Below are 18,713 nucleotides of genomic sequence, written 5' to 3'. Positions count from 1 at the left end.
CATCAGTCGAGAGTCGCGGAGACAGCTATGACAATGCTTTAGCGGAGATCATCAATGGTTTATACAAGACGGAACTGATCAAAAAGCGCGGGCCGTGGAAGACGCGGGAAGCAGTGGAGCTGGCGACGCTGGAATGGGTGTCGTGGTTCAATCATCATCGTTTAATGGGGTAGATAGGTCACATGCCACCGGCGGAAGCGGAAATGAATTATTATCAACAACTTTCTGGTCAGGCCATACCGGTCTGACTCACACAAAAGAGCCTCTCAAAAAACCGGTACGGTTCAAAATTTTTTATAATCGTCTGCGCAAACAGAAGCGGCTTGGATATTTATCTCCAGCCGCTTGCATGCAAAATACAATGCCAGTTTGAATTCGGCGTGGCCAGTTAGACACCATTATTGACGACCAGCCTCAAAAATAGTTTCGTTCAACTGTTGAACGGACGTTGGTTTTGCGGTAGCATGGCTAAAGTTTAATTTTTGCTATCTAGACTGCGCTAGCCGATCGTGACACGGCATGGCGGTAGCGTACCCAGAGCCCATTGGCTCCTAAGGCAACTCAATAAAGAGCCGTAAAATATGACCAGTCGTCAAGTGAAGATTCCAGAGGATACCCATTTTCGGATCATGCGCATCTTGCAAGACAGCCCAGACCTGACCCAGCGCGAGCTGGCCGATAAGCTTGGTATGAGTGTTGGAGGTGTGAACTACTGTCTTAATGCCCTCATCGATAAGGGTTTTGTGAAAATGGGAAACTTTTCTAAGAGCAAGAACAAGTTCAAGTACATCTACCTGCTCACTCCTCAGGGCATTTCCGAAAAGGTGGCGCTGACCAGTCGGTTTCTGAAACGCAAGATGGAAGAGTACGACGCGCTGAAAGTGGAGATTGAGCTTCTCAAAGCAGAGGCCGAAAACCATCTTGTGATGCGCCCAATAAGGCATGAAACCGCAATAAAGACAGATATTGACCTGCTCGGAGCTTAATAAAGTGGATATTGGTAACCAAAAAATAGCATTAATCGGATTGGGCTATGTGGGTCTTCCGTTGGCGGTGGAGTTTGGAAAGGTGAGGCCCGTACTCGGATTTGATATCAACAGTGCGCGCATTGCCGAATTGCGAGCTGGTAAAGACAGTACCTTGGAGGTTGGCCCAGAAGAGCTGGTAGCCGCTAAGCAACTTGAGTATAGCAGCGACCGAATTAAGCTTGAAGAGTGTGGGATTTTCATAGTAACAGTGCCAACGCCGATAGATACCGCCAACCGTCCGGATCTAACGCCTCTCATTAAGGCCAGTGAAACAGTCGGCAAAGCGATGAAGGCTGGGGCAATCGTGATTTATGAATCCACGGTTTATCCCGGTTGCACCGAAGAGGTCTGTGTGCCGATCTTGGAAAAAGAGTCGGGCCTTAAGTTCAATGAAAGCTTTTTCTGTGGCTATAGTCCGGAGCGCATCAACCCCGGTGATAAGGTTAACACGCTTACTACAATCAAGAAAATAACCAGTGGCAGTACGCCCGAGGTGGCTGAAGTGGTTGATGCTCTTTACAAGAGCATCATCAAGGCTGGAACTTGGAAGGCCAGTAGCGTCAAAGTGGCCGAGGCAGCAAAAGTAATCGAAAACAGCCAGCGAGATCTAAATATTGCTTTTGTCAACGAACTGTCAGTTATTTTTGATCGTCTGGGTATAGATACTATCGAAGTGTTGGAGGCTGCCGGTAGTAAATGGAACTTTCTACCTTTCCGTCCGGGCATGGTGGGCGGTCACTGCATTGGAGTCGACCCCTATTACCTGACTCACAAGGCAGAGGAGGTTGGCTACCACCCGCAAGTGATCCTGGCTGGCCGACGCATCAACGACAATATGGCTCGCTACGCAGCGCGCAATTTGATTAGGCTGATGCTCAAGAATGGTATTGATGTGGCCCGCAGCACCGTGGGGGTGATGGGCATCACCTTCAAGGAAAACTGTCCAGACATCCGCAACAGCAAAGTGGCCGATCTGGTCAAAGAACTAGAAAGCTGGGGGGTGAATGTTGTAGTTGCTGACCCTTGGGCAAATCGTGAAGAGGTTGCACATGAATATGGCATCCAACTCGGTAATATCGATTCCTCAGCCAAGGTTGACTCACTGGTGGTTGCAGTAGGTCATAATGAATTCCGCACAATGAAGCCCAGTGAACTCAAGGTGCTGTGTAGAACAGAAAGGCCGGTGCTGGCTGACATCAAGGCTCTATACGATCGCCATGATGCGACCGATGCCGGTTTCACGGTTTTCCGTTTTTAACTTAGCCGCGAACACAACTTTACAGGTATATTCATGCAGCACTACCCTTCCATCACGGGCCATAAAATTAAAATCGCTATAGTCGGCTGTGGCCGTATATCAAAAAATCACTTTGGATCAATTGAGCAACACAGCGACGAGGTGGAGTTGGCAGCCGTTTGCGATATCGAGTCAGCAGTACTTGCTGAGCATGCAGAGAAATATAAAGTGCCTGCCTATCGCGACATGGAGGAAATGCTAGAAAAAGAGCAGCTGGATCTGGTTGTCCTCTGCACACCCAGCGGCTGTCACCCCGATCAGGCGGTTCTGGCGGCAAAGCATAAAGTCAATGTCATGACCGAAAAGCCCATGGCCACCCGCTGGAGCGACGGTGTGCGTATGGTCAAAGCCTGTGATGAAGCCGGGGTTCGTTTGTTTGTGGTCAAGCAAAACCGTCGCAACACTACTCTGCAAATGCTTAAGCGCGCTGTCACCGAAAAACGCTTTGGCAAGATTCACATGGTGCATCTAAACGTCTTCTGGACTCGTCCACAGTCCTATTACGACCAAGGAAATGGCTGGCGTGGTACTTGGGAGTTCGATGGTGGTGCCTTTATGAATCAAGCTAGTCATTATGTTGACCTGCTCGACTGGCTTATCGGGCCAGTTGAAAAAGTCCAAGCCATGATGAGCACTACGCTCGACATCGAAGTTGAGGACACTGGCGTGCTTAACGTCAAATGGCGTAACGGCGCACTGGGATCCATGAGCGTTACCATGCTTACCTACCCGAAGAATTTGGAAGGCAGCATCACCATACTTGGTGAAAAGGGGACCGTGCGGATCGGTGGTGTGGCTGTCAACGACATCCAGCTCTGGCAATTTGAAGAACCTCGGGATTACGACCAACAAATCCAGAGCGCTAACTACGAAACTACCTCGGTGTATGGTTTTGGGCACCCGCTCTACTACAAGAACGTCATCGACGTTTTGCGTGGTAACGCGGAACCAGAAACCGATGGTCGCGAAGGGCTGAAATCGCTCGAGCTGCTGATTGCTGCCTATTTGTCCGCACGGGACGGGAAAACCGTTTCGCTTCCGCTGGAATACTGAGAAACGTGGATATTGGTATCATCGGCGGCGGCATTAATGGTCTGTGCTGTGCTTGGCAACTCGCCAAGCAAGGTCATCAAGTTCAGCTTTATGAGCGCGACGCGCTCATGAGTGCCACCAGCTGCGCCTCCTCCAAACTGCTGCACGGCGGTCTTCGCTATCTGGAAAACCGCGAGTTTCGTCTTGTCCGAGAAGCCCTGCGCGAACGAGATGCTTGGATCAAACGCGCGCCTCACCTCGCCCAGCCCTTGCGATTAGTGATGCCCATCTACCAAAAATCAAGGCGACCGGGTTGGATGATCGCCTTGGGGTTATTTCTCTATGACCACCTCGCAGGCAAGAGTCAGCTCCCCAAAGCCAAACGCTTGACTGCACAAGAAGTGATCCGCCGCGATCCCCTCCTGAAAAGCGAGGGACTACAAGGCGGATACGAATTCTCAGATGGCCAGATGGATGACCATGCCTTGGGTTTGTGGGTGGCGGAGCAAGCAAGGCAAGCAGGTGTGAGTATTACCGAACACACAGAAATCGTCGAATTGACCCAAGACGGCAAAGTCACTACCGCGAATGGTGCAGTGCATGTGCACGATCGGCTTATCAACGTCGCAGGCCCATGGGCGCAACGCCTGTTGCAAGCAAGCGCGCTTGATTCACCTTATCAACTAGATTTGGTGCGCGGCAGTCATTTGATCCTCCAAGCCCCTTGCAAACAGGCCTACCTACTGGAGGCTCCCAACGATCGCCGAATATTCTTCGTCCTGCCTTGGCAGGGAAACACACTTGTAGGAACAACAGAGGTCCGGCAGACGCTAAACAAACCCATCGCGTGTAGCCCGGAAGAACGAAGCTATCTGCTGAATGCATGGTCGCATTACTTTCCAGATGCCCTGCCCAACGTCATCGACACCTTCGCAGGACTCCGACCCCTGCTCCGCAGCGCCGAAGACCCCAGCAAGGCTACGCGCGAATATGCCCTCCACCGCACAGGCAAGCTTGTCACCGTACTAGGTGGCAAGTGGACTACTTCCATGGCCCTGGCGGACAAAGTTAGTCACGCTATTTATTGAGGAATCATGACCAACATAACCATCCATCCCACTGCCATTGTTGATGATGGCGCGCAAATCGGCGACGGCAGCCGTGTCTGGCACTGGGTTCACATATGCAGCGGAGCCAAGATCGGCAAAGGTGCCTCCCTCGGTCAAAACGTCTTCATCGGAAATAAAGTCACTATTGGTGATCATTGCAAGATCCAGAACAATGTCTCTGTTTACGACAATGTCACCCTCGAAGACGGTGTCTTCTGCGGCCCCAGTATGGTGTTCACAAATGTTTACAACCCGCGTTCGCTCATCGAGCGCAAGAACGAGTACCGTAATACGTTGGTCCAAAAAGGCGCCACCTTGGGGGCAAATTGCACCATCGTGTGTGGCGTCACAATCGGTGAATTTGCTTTCATCGGAGCCGGTGCAGTGATTAATAAAGACGTCAAGGCTTATGCCCTAATGATAGGGGTGCCTGCCAAACAAATCGGCTGGATGAGCGAGTTTGGTGAGCAAATCCCACTGCCACTAACGGGCGAGGGCAGCTACACCTGCCCCCACAACGGCCAGCAATACATTTTAGAAAACGACAACCTGAAACGAGTCAGTACATGAGCATTCCTTTCATCGACCTCAAATTCCAATATCAGGAGCTCAAGTCGCAGATCCATGCGCGCATCAACGCCGTGCTGGAGCATGGCCAATACATCATGGGTCCCGAAGTGAAAGAGTTGGAGGACAAGCTGGCTAACTATACCGGCGCTAAACATTGCATCACCGTGGCCAGTGGTACAGAGGCTTTGTTGATTAGCTTGATGGCGCTAAATATCCAACCAGGCGATGAAATCATCACCACTCCCTTCACATTTGTGGCTACGGCAGAGGTCATTGTGCTACTTGGTGCCAAACCAGTTTTTGTGGATGTGGAGCCCGACACAGGCAACATCAACGCTAACCTGATAGAAGCGGCCATCACCCCGAATACCAGAGCTATCATGCCGGTGAGCCTGTACGGTCAGCCTGCAGACATGGACGAGATCAACGCGATTGCCGCGCGCCACGGTAACCTGCCCGTCATTGAAGATGCCGCACAAAGCTTTGGTGCTACCTACAAAGGGCGCAAAAGCTGCAACCTCAGCACTTTAGGCTGCACCAGTTTCTTCCCTAGCAAGCCGTTGGGCTGCTATGGCGATGGCGGTGCCATCTTTACCAACAACGATTCTTTAGCCCAAGCCTGCAAGGAAATCAGAGTACACGGCCAAAGTCAGCGCTATGTGCATACCCGAGTGGGCGTGGGTGGGCGTATGGACACCATTCAATGCGCTATTGTGTTGGCCAAGCTGGAGCGCTTTGATCGGGAGGTGAAACAACGCTTGGACATTGGCCAGCGATACAACCAACTCATTGACGAAGTGGATGTTGCTCGCATACAACAGCGGCTAGGCCGCACTAGCGTTTTTGCGCAATACACCATCGTTACATCCGAGCGCGAAATCCTGCAAAAACGCCTAGGCGAAGCGGGCATACCCACTGCCGTGCACTACCCGGTGCCGCTGAACGAGCAACCAGCCTACAAACATTTATGTTGCCCAGACTGCACGCCGGTAGCGAAGGACATGGCCAAGAAGGTGATGAGTTTGCCAATGAGTGCGGACCTGACAAAGGATGACGTTCTTTCTATTGTGCAAGCACTGAAGGGTGGGGGAACAGTCGGTGAGAAAGCAACAGCTTAAGAGCGGCGGGGATATAGATCGCAATGCCGACTAGCAAAAGCTTTGCAAGCAGCGTGCTGATTTTATTGGGAGGCACTTCCGTGGCATTGGCAGTGCCACTGGTTGCAAGCCCTTTTCTTTCCCATATTTACACACCTGAAATGTTTGGACAAATGGCCGTCTTTGTATCGGCTGTCTCTATCGGTGCAATTGCTGCAACAGGTCGGTATGAGTTGGCGATTCCCATTCCTAAGAGCAACATTACTGCACTCGGTGTGGCGGTGGTTGCGTGTATGAGTGCTGGGTTTATTGCCGTGCTGGCCTCAGTGGGACTTGCCTTTCTATCGCTGTCGGCTCCTAAGTTGCTTGGGTCCGCCCTTTCAACCACGGTTTGGGTAGTCGCTGTACCCATCTGCATCATGATGTTAGCGTGCATACAGATTCTGACCTACTGGCAATCGCGTCGACAAGCCTTTGGAGTTGTCGCCGAGGCGAGGGCAAGCCAAGCAATTGCCATGACAGGTGGCCAACTGGGCGCTGGGCTGCTGGGCCTTGGCGACATAGGTCTGATCGGAGGATACATCATTGGTGCTGCGGTAAGTCTGTGGCGACTTACGCGTTCGGGATGGAATGATTTACAGGTCAATTCTGCAAGGTTGCACCGGCGTTGGTTGTTTGCCGCTGCTAAGCGGTTTGCCAATATGCCGAAATTTCTGGTAATCGGGCATCTGGCTAACGTTGTTTCTAGCCAACTGCCAGTCATAATGCTTGCAACTCTTTATGGTTCACGTGAGGCAGGGCTATATGCCTTTGCTGAACGAATGACCCTCATTCCCTGTGCGGTGGTGGCAAACTCTGTTGGCGAGGTCTTTCGTCAGTCTGCGGCGCAGATATTCCAGCGTGAGGGCAACTGCCTAGATTTGTTCCTAAAGACTAAACTGAGGCTCTCTATTCTCGCCTTTGTCTTTGCCCTTGCCATCGTGACCGCTGCGCCGACTGCATTCTCTTTGATGTTCGGAGATGCATGGAATGAAGCAGGGCAACTTGCAGTAAGCTTGGGCATCATTGCATTCTTCCAGACGGTCTCGTCACCCCTCAGCCAGACTGTTTATCTCTCGTCAGAGTATCGGGGCGACCTCGCGTGGCAACTCGTGCGTTTGCTACTGTCTGCGGCTGGTATATACGTCGGATTCATTTTATTTGCAGATTTTAAAACGTCTGTATTTTTCCACTCGATCATATTTGCTCTGGCCTACATGTTGCACAGTGTTATGCAATACCAAGTCGCAAGAGGGGGTAGAAAGCTATGAGTTTGTATGGCGGTACTAGCACCAAAATATTAAGCGGACATAGTCGGTTTGCGCCGCTTTATTCCTCTAATTTGTTTGAGAGAGTATTTCACCCAAACAGTGGATTTACTGTTTTTTTAATCGCCATCGGCACAGCTTATTGCATTATTCCACTTGGTGTTTCGTTAATCGTGCCAGAAGGGAGATTCTTCGGACTTCTTGCGGCCATCACTGCACTGAGTGTTCTAGCAATGTGGGGCGGGAACCGAGTGTCGATATTTGATCGCCGCTTTCGACCCTCTTCTCCGCGTTTCGGAGTGTCAACTACAGGGTTTGTTGGCATCGTTTGGGCAATATTCTTGTTTTTTATTCTAATTACATTCTCGACCGCCCAAACCATACCTCTGTTCAGTGCATTCGCGGGTGCGGACGCGAATGATCTGAGTCAGCAACGAGGGGATTTTCTCAAGGGAAGAGAAGGAGCAGGAATTGTTCTGTTGTACATCAGTACATTCATGAACACAGTTGTCCCATATTCCATCGTCCTCTTATATGATAGGCATGCGAAGATGCGCCACCTTGCAGCTATAGTATTCTTTTTTTATGCCATCAGTTTCATGGCAAAGGCGCTGTTTCTTAATATGATCTTGCCTATTTTGGCTTTGTTGTCGATTAAGCAACATTTGCGCGGGAAAGCTGTTTCCTACCTCGTTGTGGGCTCCATTCTGTTACTAATTGGTATGACCGCTCTTTCATTGCGGGGTGAAACAGCAGTAGCGAGCAACGGTGACTTTTTTACAGCGCTTTACGCTCCATCCGACCCCTTAACGTTCTTTTTGTGGCGTTCGGTTGGTGTCCCTATTTTTACCGCGACAGACACGCTCGTGGTGCATGAAGAGCAGTTTGGAGGTCGTCTCTTGATGGGGGCGACCAGTAGTTTAATTGCAAGCATGACTGGCCTTGAACGCATCAACCTTGAACGCTTTGTTTTTGAGCATCAATTTGGAGGTTGGAACGAGATTGCGAACTCTAACTCTGTATTCATTGTTGATGCCTTCGTCAACTTTGGCTGGCCAGGAATTATTATTTTTAGCTTTCTTGTCGGTCAGGTGTTCCGTTGGTTCCGTTTGTCCCATGACAAAGCATTTCAGGCGCAGTGGTCTGTATTCGCATTCTTGTTGTTTTCGTCTCCTCTGATTGGAATGCTGTTGAGCAACGGTTGGGCCTATATGATTCTTCATGCCCTTTTTATTAGAGTCCGTAACCATGTCACAAAACCCTACGCATAAAAAGTTTCAAGTTGTCACTGTCGTCGGCGCTAGACCACAGTTCGTTAAGGCCGCTGCGGTCAGCCCCAGCCTGCTTGCCACCGGGATCATCGAGGAATCGATCGTCCACACGGGGCAGCACTTCGATCACGCGATGTCCGACGTCTTCTTCGAAGAAATGGGGATCCCCAGTCCAGCTGTGAATTTGGGTATCGGTGGTGGAACCCATGGACAGAATACTGGCCGAATGATCGAAGCACTTGAAAAAGTGCTTATGGAGCAACGCCCGGACGCGGTCTTGGTTTATGGTGACACGGACTCTACCCTCGCTGCCGCGATCGCGGCATCCAAACTTGGTTTGCGCTTGGTGCACGTAGAAGCGGGGTTGCGTTCTTTTCGTCGCGCCATGCCTGAAGAGATCAACCGAGTGCTGACCGATCACGTATCGGATATCCTCTACGCTCCTAGTCACCGCGCGGTGGAACTCCTGTCCAGAGAAGGTATCCAGGGTAGCAAGGTCGTCAACGCTGGAGATGTGATGCATGATGTCGCTTTGCGTTTCAGTTCATTATCAAAGGAGCGCTCGTTGGTGCTTGATCGACTTGGCTTGCACCCGCTGGGGTACCAACTCCTCACCTTGCACCGCAAGGAAAACGTCGACGATCCAACGATTCTGCAGCGTGTACTTAGCGCCATCGGCAGCGCAGTACTACCCACGGTGTTTTTGGTCCACCCTCGTACCGCCAAGATGATATCTGAGTTTGGAATACAGATACCTACGAACATCCGCCTCATCAATCCGGTCGGGTATCTCGACATGCTCCGCTTAGTACAGGATTGCAGTCTTGTGTTGACCGACTCTGGCGGGCTTCAGAAAGAAGCGTACTTCCTGGGGCGCGCCTGCATCACATTGCGCGACGAGACGGAGTGGATCGAACTTGTGGAGGCTGGGGTCAACAGACTGACAGGCACGGATCCTGCTCGCATTGTGAAGGCATTCGATGACATGACGACGGTTGGCGACATGCCTGAAGGTATCTACGGCAACGGAAATGCAGCGGAGAAGATCGCACGAGATCTCGCGGCGCGTCTAGAGGCTGAGGCTTGAATCTATGCGCATTGTCTTGATTGCACACTACTATCCTCCCATCAACAGTTCGGGTGCGAAACGGGCCGAATCCCTATCGAAGTATTTCACGGCACTCGGGCACGAGGTTACCGTTCTCACCACACGCAAAAGCCGAGTTGATGGGGAGTTCACCGAACCAGTTCCAAAGGGGGTTCGCCTCATCGAACTGGATTGGGCAGGCCGGGAAGCACCTTCTGTCGAAGCAGAGGGAGCGTTCGAGCCGATGTATGCCGGTGCACCTTCGTGGAAGCGGCGTTTGAAGGACCGCGTTATGGCAGCTCTCGGACAGATTCCGGATCCTCGATTGCCTTTTGCGTTGGCATTTCTCTCGCCTTGGTTCGCCAAGCCTGCTCAGGAGGCCATACTCAAGTCCGACATCGTGGTCGGTACCACGCCTCCGTGGCCAATGTTGTTTGCAGCCTATCTGTGCAAGTTGCGTTTCGGAGCACGCTGCATCCTCGACTACCGCGATCATTTCAGTGAGTGCCACGAAATGCCAGGCGGTCGCTTAGCCAAGTGGTTGGAGAAAATCATTGACAGACGGCTTGCGAACTCTGCGGACCACGTGGTGTGCATTTCGGATCCGATGAGCCATTACTACCGCTCGTTCACTCCTAACGTTCAGACTATTCTTAATGGATACGACCACGAGATCTTGGATGATGCTCGTGGCGTGCGCGTCATCTCTAAGGACGGGATGGTACGCATCCGTTACATGGGTATTGTCTCGCCAGGTCGGATTCCTCACAACGTTCTGAAGGCCTTGGTCGAACTCCAAGCTAAGCAGCCTGACCTGTTCCAACGTCTGCGTTTCGAAGTCTTCGGCGCAGCATCGCCCCTTCAGGAAATTCTGAAAACCACCTATCCGGAAGTCTCCAGTGCATTCAGCTTTTTTTCCCCGGTTCGCTATCTCGAATCACTCCAAAAAATTGTTGAAGCGGACTATCTACTTTTTTCGGAAACATCGTCGACGAATACCTTGAGCGCCCAGGGCATATTGCCAACCAAGCTCTTCGAGTACATCGGTTCTGGGCGTCCGATCCTTGGCGATATTTCGCCGGATACTTTGGCAGGGGGGCTATTGCAAAAATGCAATAATCAGCATATCGTTGGTCAATCATCCGATTTGTTCCTCGCGGTTATGTCTAAAACCTCATTCTACGAACGTGTACCGGATAATGTATCGCCGCTCAGTGCCTCTCTGTCAAGAAAGGCCCAGGCTCAGCAGTATGCTGATCTTATTCAAAAGATAATTTTTAAACATTGAAATAAGGCTTCGAAACATGCGCCCTTACCAAATCTGTAATAACTGCATCATGGACACTAGTGATGCCGGAATAACTTTCGATGCCCGCGGTTGGTGTGATTACTGCAATAACTACCACGATAACATCCTACCGAACTGGCACACGGACGAGCGTGGTGAAGCTGAGATCAAGGCCATGGTCGCCAAAATCAGAAAGGATGGCGAAGGTCGCGAGTACGACTGTCTGCTCGGAATCAGCGGAGGTGTTGATAGCTCCTACCTGGCTTACCTAGCCAAGGAGAAATTTGGTCTTCGCCCACTTATCTTTCATGTGGACGCAGGCTGGAATTCGCAACAGGCAGTACACAACATTGAATGCATAGTTGACGGCCTTGGACTGAACTTGCACACTGAAGTGATCAATTGGCAAGAAATGAAGGACTTGCAACTGGCCTATTTCAAAGCTCAAGTGCCCCATCTCGATACACCCCAAGACCACGCCTTCTTCGCAACGCTCTATAACTTCGCGGCCAAGCACAAGATCAAGTACATCCTCAACGGCGGCAACTATTCGACGGAGTGCGTTCGCGAGCCACTTGAGTGGGCGTATCACGCCTCCGACCTAGTGCAGTTGAAAGACATTCACAGCAAATTCGGAACACGTCCCCTGAAGACATTTCCGTTGTCGGATATTTTCACCTACAAGCTGTACTACCGCTATATCAAGGGTGTGCAGGTGTGGCGCCCTTTGAACTGTTTGCCATACATTAAAGATGAGGCAATGCAGTTGTTAATTGACAAGTTCGGGTGGCAGAAGTACGCGCACAAGCACTATGAGTCCCGCTTCACCCGCTTCTATGAGGGCTACTGGCAACCGACCAAGTTCGGCTATGACAAGCGTCGAGCGCACTTCTCAAGCTTGATCCTGACAAACCAGATGACGCGCGACGAAGCACTGGAGAAAATCGCCATGCCAGCCTATGACGAGGCTACGATCGCCCAGGACTTCGAGTACATCGCTACCAAGCTTGACATCTCCGTCGAGGAACTGCGTGCGCTGCACGACGGCCCGAACAAGAGTTGGCGAGACTACAAGTCACGCCAGGGTCTGATCGACTTAGGGACCAAGGTTATGCGCGCCGTCGGCGTTCAGCGAGCGATAATCCGATGATTAAGATCATAGATTACGGCCTTGGCAACATCTTGGCCTTCCAAAATATTTATAAGCGGCTCAACATCCCGGTAGCTCTAGCGAAGACGATAGACGACCTAAAGGGAGCAACGCGACTAATTTTGCCCGGCGTTGGCGCCTTCGATCATGCGATGGAAGAGCTTGGTCGTTCCGGGATGCGCGCCCGCTTAGACGAGCTGGTGCTAGGCGAGAAGATGCCGGTCCTGGGCATCTGCGTCGGTATGCAGATGATGGCAGAGGGAAGCGAGGAGGGCAATCTGCCAGGCTTGGGCTGGATTCCAGGCTATGTGAAGGGTTTCAAAGGTCTAAACCAGCCTAACCTTTTGCTGCCACACATGGGCTGGAACGACGTCCAGCCGGTTACCGGGCACCCCTTGTTCAACGATTTGGCAACCAACGGGCTCTTCTACTTTCTGCATTCGTTCTACTTCGAGTGCGCGGATCCGGTGCATGTCGCGGCAATTTCGAGCTATGGCAAAGAATTTAGCTGTGCAATTAGCGCTGGTCACATCCACGGCGTTCAGTTCCATCCGGAGAAGAGTCATCACTTCGGCGCCCAGCTTCTTAAAAACTTCGCGGAGATCTAACGTGCTGCGTCCACGTATCATTCCTTGCTTGCTGGTCCACGACGATGGCCTAGTTAAAACAGTCAAATTTAAGAATCCCAAGTACGTCGGCGATCCAATCAATGCGGTCAAGATCTTCAACGAAAAGGAAGCGGATGAGCTGATCGTCTTGGACATTGACGCTACCGTTAAGGGGCGCGAACCAAACTTCCGCCTGATTGCCCAGTTCGCAGCCGAGTGCCGTATGCCACTGTGCTACGGTGGTGGCGTGCGAACCGTAGAGCAGGCTAAGCGAATCATAGGTTTGGGTGTTGAGAAAGTCGCGTTGAGTGCCGCTGCGGTCGATGATCCGACGCTGATTTCCCGTATCGCGGCCGAGATTGGCAGCCAGAGTGTGGTCGTCGTATTGGACGTCAAGACCAGCCTTTTCGGTAGGCAGGAAATCTGGACACACAACGGTAGCAAGAACAGCGGTAAGACTCCTCTCGAACTCGCCAAGGAGGCTGAGCTCTTGGGCGCTGGAGAGATCGTCATTAACTCGATAGACCGCGACGGTCAAATGAAAGGCTACGACCTGGCTCTGGCACGTAAAATTCGCGAGGCAACCCGGCTTCCATTGTCGGTGCTGGGGGGCGCAGGTTCATTGAAGGACATCGATGCATTGATCAAGGAGTGCGGTGTTGTCGGTGCATCGGCGGGAAGCTTCTTCGTCTTCAAAGGTCAATATCGCGCGGTGCTTATCAGCTATCCCTCTCCAGAGCAAAAGGCTGAATTGACTCTTTCGGCATATAAATATTGAGTATTTAATAATCTTTATGAGTATTACGTTTTCGCGAATTTTGGTTCTAGGTGCTACAGGTATGTTGGGTAGCACAATGATACGTTTGTTCGGTGAGAGTCAGTCCTATCAGGTCTATGGTACTGTACGATCTGCTCATTCAGCAAAATTACTCCCTGAATCTGTGCAGGCCAATTTGATCCATGGTGTGGATGTTGAAAATTTTGATAGTCTGGCCACCGCTTTTTCAGTTTCCAGGCCAAATGTGGTAATCAATTGTGTGGGATTGGTAAAGCAGTTGGCTGCGGCGGATGATGTACTGTCTGCAATTCCTATTAACTCCCTCCTGCCGCATCGGCTGGCACGGTTGTGCGATGTGGCAGGAGCACGTTTAGTACATATGAGTACTGATTGTGTTTTTTCCGGAATTAAGGGTATGTACACAGAAGAAGATATATCTGATGCGCATGACCTGTATGGCAGAAGTAAATACCTCGGAGAAGTTGATTATCCAAATGCAATCACGTTAAGAACCTCCATCATTGGCCATGAATTGGGAGGCTCTCGTAGTTTGATTAACTGGTTTCTTTCACAGCAGGGGCAGACACGGGGGTTCACAAAGGCCATATTTTCCGGGTTGCCAACCGTTGAAATCGCTCGCCTGATCAGGGATCATGTCATTCCTCATCCCGAGCTTCATGGGCTCTACCATGTGTCGGCTGAACCGATCAATAAGTTTGACTTGCTGACTTTGGTAGCAGAAGTGTACGGGAAGATAATTGATATTCAGCCTGATGAAGGTATAGTCATAGACCGTTCTCTGGATTCATCTCGTTTTCGGGAAGCAACGGGTTTTGTGCCAAAAGCATGGCCAGACTTGATTCGTAGTATGCGGGAATTTTCTTGAGTTTTATAGATATGAATATGTTCGATAATAAAATCCTTATGATTACGGGTGGCACAGGTTCTTTTGGGAATGCCGTGCTGAATCGCTTCTTAAATTCAAATCTGCGCGAAATTCGAATTTTTAGTCGCGACGAGAAAAAGCAGGATGACATGCGGAAGCGCTATGAAAATCCTAAGCTCAAATTCTACATTGGCGACGTGCGTGATTATCACTCTGTACTGAATGCTGTCCGTGGCTCGGACTTTATATACCACGCAGCAGCATTGAAACAGGTGCCATCTTGCGAGTTCCACCCCATGGAAGCGGTCAAAACTAATGTGATGGGCACTGAGAATGTGCTTGAGGCAGCAATCAACTGTGGAGTTAAACGAGTAGTTTGTCTCAGCACCGACAAGGCGGTATACCCTATAAATGCCATGGGTATCAGCAAGGCGATGATGGAGAAAGTTCTAGTGGCTAAGTCGCGATCATCCAATAGTACCGTAATTTGCGGCACGCGTTATGGCAATGTGATGGCGTCGCGTGGCTCAGTGATCCCACTGTTCACGAACCAAATTCGTGAAGGGCAACCGATTACCATTACCGACCCCAACATGACTCGCTTCATGATGACATTGGATGATGCGGTTGATCTCGTCCTTTACGCATTTGAGCACGGTAATCCTGGGGAAATATTTGTGCAAAAGGCTCCCGCTGCAACGATTGAAACTCTTGCCAAAGCCTTGACTGGCCTGTTGGGCGTTCACGATCACCCGATCAATGTTATTGGTACGCGCCATGGCGAAAAATTGTACGAAGTGCTTCTGAGTCGTGAGGAAATGGTGGCGGCCCAAGATTTGGGCGGATACTACCGAGTGCCGCCCGATTTGCGCGACCTAAACTATGGCAAATTCGTTGAACAAGGCGAAATTAAAATTTCCGAGTCTACCGACTACAACTCGCACAACACTACTCGCCTGGATGTAGAAGGCATGCGTGCGCTGTTAATGAAACTCCGATTCATCCACGCTCTGGTTAAGGGTGATCATATCGAACCGGAGGAGTGACTTAAATGAAAAAAATTAAAGTAATGACCGTCGTTGGCACTAGGCCCGAAATCATCCGTCTGTCCCGTGTAATGGCCAAACTGGATGCACACTGTGATCATGTGATTGTGCATACCGGTCAAAATTACGACTACGAGTTAAACCAGATTTTTTTTGATGATCTTAAAATTCGGAAGCCTGATCATTTTTTAAATGCTGCAGGTGCAAATGCAGCCGAGACGATTGGCAACGTGATAGGAAGTATTGACAAGTATATGTTGTTAGAGGAACCAGATGCTCTGTTGGTTCTTGGTGATACAAACAGCTGTCTGTCTGTCATTCCTGCAAAGCGCCGAAAAATTCCAATTTTTCATATGGAGGCAGGGAATAGGTGTTTTGACATGCGGGTGCCAGAAGAGTCCAACCGCCGTATCGTAGACCACACAGCTGACGTCAATTTGACGTACAGTGACATTGCCCGCGAGTGTCTGTTGCGCGAAGGCTTGTCCCCTGACCTAGTCATAAAGACAGGAAGCCCCATGGCTGAAGTACTTGATTATTATCGTGGAGATATTGATCGCTCTGGCATTCTGGAAAATTTTGGCCTGAACGAGGGTCAGTACTTCGTTGTTAGCTCGCATCGCGAAGAAAATGTTGACTCTGATACCAGCTTCGCTCGCTTGGTGAACTTGTTGAATTCGGTTGCAGAGAAGTACCAGTTGCCGGTGATTGTTTCTACTCATCCGCGAACGCAGAAGCGTGTGCAGGCTATGGGAGCATCCTTTCATACGAAGGTTAAATTGTTAAAGCCCCTTGGGTTTACAGATTATGTACGCCTGCAAACCTCAGCCAAAGCTGTGTTGTCTGACAGTGGCACGATCAGCGAAGAGTCATCTATTCTGAACTTTCCAGCGCTCAACCTACGTGAAACTCAGGAGCGCCACGAGGCATTCGAAGAAGCTTCAGTCATGATGGTTGGATTGGACGTCGATCGCGTTATGCAAGGGCTTGCCATTCTTGAAAGTCAACCACGCGGCGCCGAACGCGGTTTGCGCCAAGTGGTTGACTACAGCATGCCCAACGTCAGCGACAAGGTTCTTCGCATCATTCATAGCTATACCGATTACGTGAACCGCGTTGTGTGGAAAAAGTACTGAGTCAAGGCTGATGAGGATCACTCTGATTGCGGACACTTTCCCGCCACTGCGTACTTCTGGTGCGGTTCAGCTGCGGGATCTGACCCGTGAGTTTGTGCGACAAGGCCACTCGGTGTTGGTGCTGTTGCCAGCACCTGGTCAAAGGCAGCCTTGGAAGCTTGAGGAATTCGACGGTGCCCAAGTACTGCGCCTGAAAGCCCCTCGAACCAAAGACATTGACTATGTTCGCCGCACGCTGGCTGAGTTGGTCATGCCATTTGTCATGTTGCGAAACTTACGCAAGAGCCCGTTGGCGAAAGAACGCTCGGATGCCGTTGTTTGGTACGCTCCATCAATCTTTCACGGTCCCTTAGTCAGGGCCCTAACGAAATCCAGTCGTTGCAAGAGCTACCTGGTTATCCGTGACATCTTCCCTGAATGGGCAGTGGACATGGGGCTAATGGGGCGGGGCCTGCCCTATCGTTTTTTTGATGCAGTGGCGCGGTACCAATACTCGGTTGCTGATGTCATCGGAGTACAAACTCCTGGGAACCAGAGATATTTCGACCGATGGATGGGGCAGCCTGGCCGGAAGTTGGAGGTTCTGCAAAACTGGTTGGATAAACCTGCGAAGTCGCGGTGCCCTATCCGGGTCGATGAGATCGCCCTGGCGGGTCGTAAAGTGTTCGTTTACGCTGGCAACATGGGTGTCGCTCAGGGCATGGACATTTTGTTGGACTTGGCAGAAAGGTTGCGCAGTCGACTAGACGTTGGTTTCTTGTTTGTGGGGCGTGGTAGCGATTCGGCGCGGCTTAAAGCAGTAGCTCAGTCAAGGCAGCTCGAAAACGTGGTCTTTTTTGACGAGATATATCCCGACGAAATTCCTGACCTTTACGCCCAATGCGACGCGGGAATTGTGGCCCTAGATCCAAGGCATAAGTCGCACAATATCCCTGGAAAGTTTCTGACTTACATGCAAAGCGGTCTACCAGTATTAGCTAATATCAATGCGGGCAATGATTTAGCTCAGCTGATCAGAGATGAACGGGTTGGTCAGGTATGCGAGACCAACCAGGTTGACGAACTGCTTTTGCTGACAGAAAAATTGCTGGATCAAATTGAAACAGATTCGGCCTTATCGGCGCGCTGTACAGCCCTGTTTGAACGCGAATTCGCCGTCGAAAATACCGTCAAGCAAATCGTGGCTGCGCTTTCGGAGACAGCGGCTGCGAGATCATGAAGGTTTTCAGCGCAGATTACACGAACATGCTGACTGCACAAGCGCAGAGCAGCCCACGCATGCGACAGCGCAGCAACATCTACCAGAGCTATGCTGATGTAATGACCCAGCGATTCCTACTCAACTCAAGCCCCTAATGCAAATGCCTGAGCGGGTGTTTTCATACCCAGCGCCTGATGTGGGCACCGGGAGTTGTAGAAGACAATCTAGTCGGCAATGACCCGGCTGTCATTTTGTAAACTCTCAAAGCGGTGCCGATGTATTCATCGTTCCTTCAATGTTCGCATGACGCGCTCCACAATGCCGTTCTGCTCAGGGCAGTGCGGCGTGATGAACTCCTGCCGTAGGCCATGGCTCCGCACTAACTTCGTGTAGCTGCGGCTGATGAAAACTGGCCGTTATCCGACCCAGGAACGGCGTCGTTACCTTTGCCAAAGTGCCGTAGCGACCAATGAGGACCTGCTCCAGGGCTGCCTCTGCGGTCTTGGCCTTGCCCTTGCCCGAACGAAATAGATGCTGGCCCAGTAATTCACGGATATGACAGTCAATCACGAGGGCAAGGACTGCCCCGCCATCGCGGTCAGCCCAGACGCGACACATTTCAGTCGCCCAACGATTGTTGGGTGCTGTAGCTACAAAAGGCAAAGCCTGAACACGTGGCGGTTTTAATGGGCGACAGAAGTAGAAGACGGGGTTGTTAAAGTCTTTTTATATTTCGGTGGTACGCCACCAACTGCTTTGTTCGGACGTTCGTTATTGTAAAACCATAGCCATGCTGTCGCATGCTCCTGAACCTCTGCAATA

Annotated in this window: 18 protein-coding genes and 1 pseudogene; 18 read left to right on the top strand and 1 reads right to left on the bottom strand. The window is 50.9% G+C overall.

Annotated elements, in window-relative coordinates:
* The 18 genes and pseudogenes from KDM89_RS18905 to KDM89_RS18820 all read left to right on the top strand — a co-directional run.
* A pseudogene (locus KDM89_RS18905) lies at positions 1-248 on the top strand (integrase core domain-containing protein); the annotation flags it as partial.
* A gap of 333 nt (positions 249-581) precedes the next feature.
* Positions 582-986, top strand: a complete 405-nt coding sequence (locus KDM89_RS18900; RefSeq protein ID WP_212689481.1) for a MarR family EPS-associated transcriptional regulator — start codon at positions 582-584, stop codon at positions 984-986.
* A gap of 4 nt (positions 987-990) precedes the next feature.
* Positions 991-2,286 carry a nucleotide sugar dehydrogenase gene (locus tag KDM89_RS18895; RefSeq protein WP_212689480.1) on the top strand — a complete coding sequence of 432 codons (1,296 nt, stop codon included), beginning with the start codon at positions 991-993 and terminating at the stop codon, positions 2,284-2,286.
* 33 nt (positions 2,287-2,319) lie between these two features.
* Positions 2,320-3,378: a Gfo/Idh/MocA family protein gene (locus tag KDM89_RS18890; RefSeq protein ID WP_212689479.1), complete on the top strand. Its 1,059-nt coding sequence runs from the start codon at positions 2,320-2,322 to the stop codon at positions 3,376-3,378.
* A 5-nt stretch (positions 3,379-3,383) separates the two neighbouring features.
* A complete protein-coding gene (locus KDM89_RS18885; RefSeq protein ID WP_212689478.1) occupies positions 3,384-4,445 on the top strand; it encodes a glycerol-3-phosphate dehydrogenase/oxidase in 1,062 nt (353 codons plus the stop codon).
* Between the two features lie 6 nt (positions 4,446-4,451).
* The gene (locus KDM89_RS18880) at positions 4,452-5,036 is read left to right on the top strand and encodes an acyltransferase (protein WP_212689477.1); all 585 of its coding nucleotides are present in this window, start codon (positions 4,452-4,454) and stop codon (positions 5,034-5,036) included.
* Positions 5,037-5,038: 2 nt separating this feature from the next.
* On the top strand, positions 5,039-6,154 hold the full coding sequence (locus KDM89_RS18875; RefSeq protein ID WP_212689483.1) for a DegT/DnrJ/EryC1/StrS family aminotransferase: 1,116 nt from the start codon (positions 5,039-5,041) through the stop codon (positions 6,152-6,154).
* A gap of 23 nt (positions 6,155-6,177) precedes the next feature.
* A complete protein-coding gene (locus KDM89_RS18870) occupies positions 6,178-7,443 on the top strand; it encodes a lipopolysaccharide biosynthesis protein (RefSeq protein WP_212689476.1) in 1,266 nt (421 codons plus the stop codon).
* Complete coding sequence (locus tag KDM89_RS18865; RefSeq protein ID WP_212689475.1) at positions 7,440-8,711, top strand: hypothetical protein; 1,272 nt, start codon at positions 7,440-7,442, stop codon at positions 8,709-8,711. Before KDM89_RS18870 ends, KDM89_RS18865 begins: the two co-directional genes overlap by 4 nt.
* A complete protein-coding gene (gene wecB / locus KDM89_RS18860) occupies positions 8,689-9,798 on the top strand; it encodes a non-hydrolyzing UDP-N-acetylglucosamine 2-epimerase (RefSeq protein WP_212689474.1) in 1,110 nt (369 codons plus the stop codon). The genes KDM89_RS18865 and wecB (KDM89_RS18860) overlap by 23 nt, the downstream gene beginning before the upstream one ends.
* Positions 9,799-9,802: 4 nt before the next feature.
* Positions 9,803-11,086: a glycosyltransferase gene (locus KDM89_RS18855; protein WP_212689473.1), complete on the top strand. Its 1,284-nt coding sequence runs from the start codon at positions 9,803-9,805 to the stop codon at positions 11,084-11,086.
* 16 nt (positions 11,087-11,102) lie between these two features.
* Positions 11,103-12,236, top strand: coding sequence for an N-acetyl sugar amidotransferase (locus KDM89_RS18850; protein ID WP_212689472.1), 1,134 nt, complete (start codon positions 11,103-11,105; stop codon positions 12,234-12,236).
* Positions 12,233-12,844, top strand: a complete 612-nt coding sequence (gene hisH, locus KDM89_RS18845) for an imidazole glycerol phosphate synthase subunit HisH (protein WP_212689471.1) — start codon at positions 12,233-12,235, stop codon at positions 12,842-12,844. The genes KDM89_RS18850 and hisH overlap by 4 nt, the downstream gene beginning before the upstream one ends.
* 1 nt (position 12,845) lies before the next feature.
* Entirely contained in the window at positions 12,846-13,622 is a 777-nt protein-coding gene (locus KDM89_RS18840) for an AglZ/HisF2 family acetamidino modification protein (RefSeq protein ID WP_212689470.1), read from the top strand.
* Between the two features lie 16 nt (positions 13,623-13,638).
* Positions 13,639-14,508: a dTDP-4-dehydrorhamnose reductase family protein gene (locus KDM89_RS18835; protein ID WP_212689469.1), complete on the top strand. Its 870-nt coding sequence runs from the start codon at positions 13,639-13,641 to the stop codon at positions 14,506-14,508.
* Between the two features lie 17 nt (positions 14,509-14,525).
* The gene (locus KDM89_RS18830) at positions 14,526-15,554 is read left to right on the top strand and encodes a polysaccharide biosynthesis protein (RefSeq protein ID WP_212689482.1); all 1,029 of its coding nucleotides are present in this window, start codon (positions 14,526-14,528) and stop codon (positions 15,552-15,554) included.
* A gap of 5 nt (positions 15,555-15,559) precedes the next feature.
* Complete coding sequence (gene wecB / locus KDM89_RS18825) at positions 15,560-16,690, top strand: non-hydrolyzing UDP-N-acetylglucosamine 2-epimerase (RefSeq protein WP_212689468.1); 1,131 nt, start codon at positions 15,560-15,562, stop codon at positions 16,688-16,690.
* Positions 16,691-16,700: 10 nt separating this feature from the next.
* Entirely contained in the window at positions 16,701-17,909 is a 1,209-nt protein-coding gene (locus KDM89_RS18820) for a glycosyltransferase family 4 protein (protein ID WP_212689467.1), read from the top strand.
* A 665-nt stretch (positions 17,910-18,574) separates the two neighbouring features.
* Here KDM89_RS18820 and KDM89_RS23080 read toward each other — a convergent pair.
* Positions 18,575-18,713 (bottom strand): transposase (locus tag KDM89_RS23080; protein WP_230427982.1); only part of this gene is annotated, 139 nt, incomplete at its 5' end.

The sequence above is a fragment of the Cognatundibacterium luofuense genome (assembly GCF_018139685.1).
Classification (GTDB): Bacteria; Pseudomonadota; Gammaproteobacteria; order Burkholderiales; family Burkholderiaceae_D; genus Undibacterium; species Undibacterium luofuense.
Note: the sequence above shows the minus strand (reverse complement) of the source record. Positions and strands in the feature narration are given on the sequence as shown.

Excerpts from the sequence above, each read along its gene's own strand:
- KDM89_RS18900 (WP_212689481.1), top strand. The coding sequence starts at position 582 with ATGACCAGTCGTCAAGTGAAGATTCCAGAGGATACCCATTTTCGGATC.
- KDM89_RS18890 (WP_212689479.1), top strand. The coding sequence starts at position 2,320 with ATGCAGCACTACCCTTCCATCACGGGCCATAAAATTAAAATCGCTATA.
- KDM89_RS18880 (WP_212689477.1), top strand. The coding sequence starts at position 4,452 with ATGACCAACATAACCATCCATCCCACTGCCATTGTTGATGATGGCGCG.
- KDM89_RS18870 (WP_212689476.1), top strand. The coding sequence starts at position 6,178 with ATGCCGACTAGCAAAAGCTTTGCAAGCAGCGTGCTGATTTTATTGGGA.
- KDM89_RS18865 (WP_212689475.1), top strand. The coding sequence starts at position 7,440 with ATGAGTTTGTATGGCGGTACTAGCACCAAAATATTAAGCGGACATAGT.
- wecB (WP_212689474.1), top strand. The coding sequence starts at position 8,689 with ATGTCACAAAACCCTACGCATAAAAAGTTTCAAGTTGTCACTGTCGTC.
- KDM89_RS18855 (WP_212689473.1), top strand. The coding sequence starts at position 9,803 with ATGCGCATTGTCTTGATTGCACACTACTATCCTCCCATCAACAGTTCG.
- KDM89_RS18850 (WP_212689472.1), top strand. The coding sequence starts at position 11,103 with ATGCGCCCTTACCAAATCTGTAATAACTGCATCATGGACACTAGTGAT.
- hisH (WP_212689471.1), top strand. The coding sequence starts at position 12,233 with ATGATTAAGATCATAGATTACGGCCTTGGCAACATCTTGGCCTTCCAA.
- KDM89_RS18835 (WP_212689469.1), top strand. The coding sequence starts at position 13,639 with ATGAGTATTACGTTTTCGCGAATTTTGGTTCTAGGTGCTACAGGTATG.
- KDM89_RS18830 (WP_212689482.1), top strand. The coding sequence starts at position 14,526 with ATGTTCGATAATAAAATCCTTATGATTACGGGTGGCACAGGTTCTTTT.
- wecB (WP_212689468.1), top strand. The coding sequence starts at position 15,560 with ATGAAAAAAATTAAAGTAATGACCGTCGTTGGCACTAGGCCCGAAATC.
- KDM89_RS18820 (WP_212689467.1), top strand. The coding sequence starts at position 16,701 with ATGAGGATCACTCTGATTGCGGACACTTTCCCGCCACTGCGTACTTCT.